Here is a 3,693-nt window from a genome sequence, read left to right on the forward strand (position 1 = left end):
GACGACATTGCGAGCATAATCCCCCAAATAATCATTTCTTGGTTGACAATCACTTGCACTCGGATTTGCCTGACAACGCTCCATTTTTGCAATAGCATGATTGATATCTGATGTAGTCATACCAAAACTCTCTGCAGTCCAAGTGTAGTTATTATTCTCCACCCCTATTTTCCCAACTTCAGCCCCACTCACAGCATCAGTAGTATTGCCATTAGCCGCTGTATAAGCTGTTGTCACTGTGGCAAGGTTTAGAATGCTGACGATGGTGTCTTTTTGTTCTTGGGTAAGCTCTTTTGGGTCTTTGGTGCCATATAGGTAATTTGACAGTATTGGGGCAGCAGCTTCATTGGCTGCACCTGATATTGCTCCTGTGGCGATGTCATTACCTGTGGCAGCACTTACCGCAGCACCTAAGATGGTATGAGCCAGTAGGTGTTGTGGGCTTTGCTCTTCGGGTCTATTACCGCCATCTGATTGGTTTTTAATTTCGTTTTCTTTAAAGTATTGTCCAATTTGATAAGCCACTTGTGGCTTACCGCTCTTGTTACATCACCTACGATACCGTTTGAATTGGGAGCGTATAAAGCGGAGGTGATGCCATCAAAGAGTCTTAGGTTTTGAATCCCAACTCACAGAAATTCCATTATTTTCCAAAAATATCATTAACTCATTAATAATAAAGATGTAATCGCTAATATCAATAATAATAGATAAAATATTGGAATCATTCAATAAGGAAAAATTAAAAAAATCCATTAAATTATTTTTGATATAGAATATTAGCTTTATTTTATCATTTAAAGACCTTACTCCAAATAAATGAAAACTACCATTATGACCTTTTGAAAAACTTTCTAAGCTTAAATCAAATTTAAAATTTTCTTCAACATCATCCCAATTATCCAAATTTTCTTCCCATTCATATTCAGAATTGGCACACCAGTTTGGATATCTTTCCATTAACATAAATTTCAATATTTCTACATCTGATAAATTAAAAACAAGTTGATTGCATGGTATATCATTTGATACTTTGATAATATTTTCAAATTCATTATAAAGAGAAACTAATCCGTAATTTGTCAAAAAAAATCTGCCTTTTATGTAAATTCCAACAATGCCATTAATTTCTTTGTCAAATAACCAATTTTTAACTTCATCAACATAAATTGCAAAGGTATCTGGGTTTCCAAAAATCATAATTTCTTTACCTTTTTAGGGTTGAGTCCAAAATGCTTGATTACATCTTGCGGTATATCGTTACCTTTTAATTGCTGATCAGGGTTTTGGTCTTTGCCCGTTCTGCCAGCCCAATGCCATGTATTATCACCCGTACCTGTGTAGGTAAATTGATGAATATTTCCATCAGAATCCAAAGAGTATCTTTTCTTACCAAAATAATCACTCAAAACAAAGCAATACATTCCCTATTAAATCTTTTCTCCACGATTCACAACAATCATGGTATGCACAATTTAATTTCATATAGGCTTCCTGAACTTTTTCACCTTCAACAAAATCAATAGAATAAATAATATCAACAGCTTCATGAGCAACCTCGTAATTAGCATCTATCAATAATTTAATTAATAAATCAAAATGTTTATTGCTCGCAAAATTTTTTAGAGCATATACAAATGTTCCTCTATAGTTTTTATATTTGGGATTATTTACAAGTCTCTCTAATATTGGCACAACCCTTTCATCATTTTTGTCTGAAAAATATAGGGCTATTTCATTTTTTCTTGCTATGTCAGAAGTGTCACAAGCCAACTCTTTTAGCAACAATTCTTCTTGCACTCTATTTAACATTTGGCTTTCCTAATTCAACCCAAGCTTCGTAAGCATCTTTTGCTTCTTGCCTATTATCAATGTCTTTACCACCAAAATCTTTTTTACCCTCTCTATGCCACCATTTTTTAAAATTTGGGTCATTATAACCATACCAATTATCTCTTTGTGATTGAGAACCGCCTCTAAATGTAACTCCTTTTTCTCCTCTCTGTTTGGAACCACCACTAATCCCAACCCTATACCCACCACTCCCAGCAACTGTACCACCACGCCCACCGCCATATAATCTTTCATTGGCCAGTTCGCCTACTAGAGCTTGAAACTCATTGCCATTATCACGGTTGATATTGGCAATACCAGTATCTCTTACCGTATGGCCACCAAAAGCATTATTAAACTTAACGCTGGTTATGGTTTTATTGGCATCTTTACCACCAAGCCTTGATATGTCAGTATATAGCCCAGACATATGCTGAAGATTGTAATTGCCTTGGGTGCCATCCTCAAACCGTCTAATACGATTATGACATCTTTGAGCATCAAAATTGATGGTGCAATAATTTTTAAAATTATCAAAGTTTGTTTTGTTGAGATTATCATACTTAGCATTTACATTATCAATGCATTGTTGATTGCCAGCACACTTGATAAGACTGGTTTTCCATGCAGATAATTCCCTATGACTCAAATAATTCTACTCTGTCTGCCCCACATTATTAGCAGTGCTTGCGGTGCTGTCGCCAATGCTTACTCCTAGTGTTGCTGATAGAGCAAGTAAGGCGGTTTGTCTGGTGGTTTCATTAAAGCCTTGTTCTTTTAGATACTCATCAATCTTTGGTAGGCACTTGTTAGATTGCCTTTGTAGACATGCCCTGTTGATGGCTTAGGCGGTGTGGTGTCGCCTGTAAAATCCACAAAATAGGGATGTAAGCCATCTGAAATGATGGTTTGCTTAACCCCCCATTATCATTGACAATCGTAATGCGTGTGGTGTCAGGATCTATATGGCGTTGTTATTCAAATAGGCTAGGTACAACAAACCATATCAATAGAATCACTGGAAAAAATCTCAAAAATATTCTAACCATGCGGAAATTTTTATCATTCTTAATCTTATCAGAATCAACATTACCCCAAAAAATATCCGAAGCAACTTTAGATATCGTTACGACACGCTCTATATACTCCAATCGGTTTTTAACTATTTTTGCATTTTTACAAAGATAGTATAAATAGTAATGATAGAATGCAAAGTATATAAGTATTGCCAAAAACAAAGATATGACAACCAAATCTTTCTGACTCATAAATAATCTCCTAATTTGCCTTTCTCTTTCTAGACGTTGGAAATATCTGATATGTCTTGCTATATCCAGTAGCGGTACCAAATTGACCTTCAATCCCTACCCCTATTTTCTCTGTCGTATACAGCTTTTTATTTTCACTGGCTCCAAAACAGGCAGTCACACCAGCAACGTACTTCCCTGAAATACAAGACTCAGTATAGAGACCATCAGCCTTCTCCCCTTGAGTAAATGATTTGTTTGCACTAGCACCAGCAGACCAACCAGTAACCACTGCACCGCTAAAGTTTACTTTTCCATCACCAACATAGGTTACCGCACCAGAGAAACCAAGCCCTGCCGCCGCCTCTACCTCCACAGATGTGTCTTTAACTATTCCATCTGCCACTCTCCAATATTGATCTTTTTTAACCCTTAAACTTTCAGGTTCTTTTTTGTTTTTGTTAAACCCATTCCACTCCACCGCATTCTCACCCACATTCAAATCATTCGCCATTTGGTCGCTGTTGATATCACCATTGTTAACGACAGTATTTGTGGCCACTGTGGCAAGGTTTAGAATGCTGACGATGGTGTCTTTTTGTTCTTGGGTAAG

Annotated in this window: 7 protein-coding genes; all 7 read right to left on the minus strand. The window is 36.5% G+C overall.

All coding sequences use genetic code 11. The features are described from left to right. Positions 1 to 525 (minus strand): VENN motif pre-toxin domain-containing protein (locus tag A7456_RS03715; protein WP_211266063.1); only part of this gene is annotated, 525 nt, incomplete at its 3' end. A 75-nt stretch (positions 526 to 600) separates the two neighbouring features. Further along, complete coding sequence (locus tag A7456_RS03720; protein ID WP_067007714.1) at positions 601 to 1,200, minus strand: Imm42 family immunity protein; 600 nt, start codon at positions 1,198 to 1,200, stop codon at positions 601 to 603. Beyond that, positions 1,197 to 1,409 (minus strand): hypothetical protein, encoded by a 213-nt coding sequence (locus tag A7456_RS03725; RefSeq protein ID WP_197940280.1) that lies wholly within the window; start codon positions 1,407 to 1,409, stop codon positions 1,197 to 1,199. Before A7456_RS03725 ends, A7456_RS03720 begins: the two co-directional genes overlap by 4 nt. Then, positions 1,402 to 1,812, minus strand: a complete 411-nt coding sequence (locus tag A7456_RS03730) for a HEAT repeat domain-containing protein (protein ID WP_067007717.1) — start codon at positions 1,810 to 1,812, stop codon at positions 1,402 to 1,404. The genes A7456_RS03725 and A7456_RS03730 overlap by 8 nt, the downstream gene beginning before the upstream one ends. Continuing rightward, positions 1,802 to 2,482: a hypothetical protein gene (locus tag A7456_RS03735; RefSeq protein ID WP_145916056.1), complete on the minus strand. Its 681-nt coding sequence runs from the start codon at positions 2,480 to 2,482 to the stop codon at positions 1,802 to 1,804. Before A7456_RS03735 ends, A7456_RS03730 begins: the two co-directional genes overlap by 11 nt. A 325-nt stretch (positions 2,483 to 2,807) precedes the next feature. Then, positions 2,808 to 3,101, minus strand: coding sequence for a hypothetical protein (locus A7456_RS03745; protein ID WP_067007727.1), 294 nt, complete (start codon positions 3,099 to 3,101; stop codon positions 2,808 to 2,810). Between the two features lie 10 nt (positions 3,102 to 3,111). Then, the coding region (locus tag A7456_RS11345) for a hypothetical protein (RefSeq protein ID WP_158512472.1) at positions 3,112 to 3,693 on the minus strand (582 nt) is incomplete at its 5' end.

This window comes from Moraxella nonliquefaciens (genome assembly GCF_001679005.1).
Lineage (GTDB): Bacteria > Pseudomonadota > Gammaproteobacteria > Pseudomonadales > Moraxellaceae > Moraxella > Moraxella nonliquefaciens.

What these genes read in the sequence shown, in the direction of transcription:
- A7456_RS03720 (WP_067007714.1), bottom strand. Translation starts at nt 1,200, where the DNA reads ATGATTTTTGGAAACCCAGATACCTTTGCAATTTATGTTGATGAAGTT.
- A7456_RS03730 (WP_067007717.1), bottom strand. Translation starts at nt 1,812, where the DNA reads ATGTTAAATAGAGTGCAAGAAGAATTGTTGCTAAAAGAGTTGGCTTGT.
- A7456_RS03745 (WP_067007727.1), bottom strand. Translation starts at nt 3,101, where the DNA reads ATGAGTCAGAAAGATTTGGTTGTCATATCTTTGTTTTTGGCAATACTT.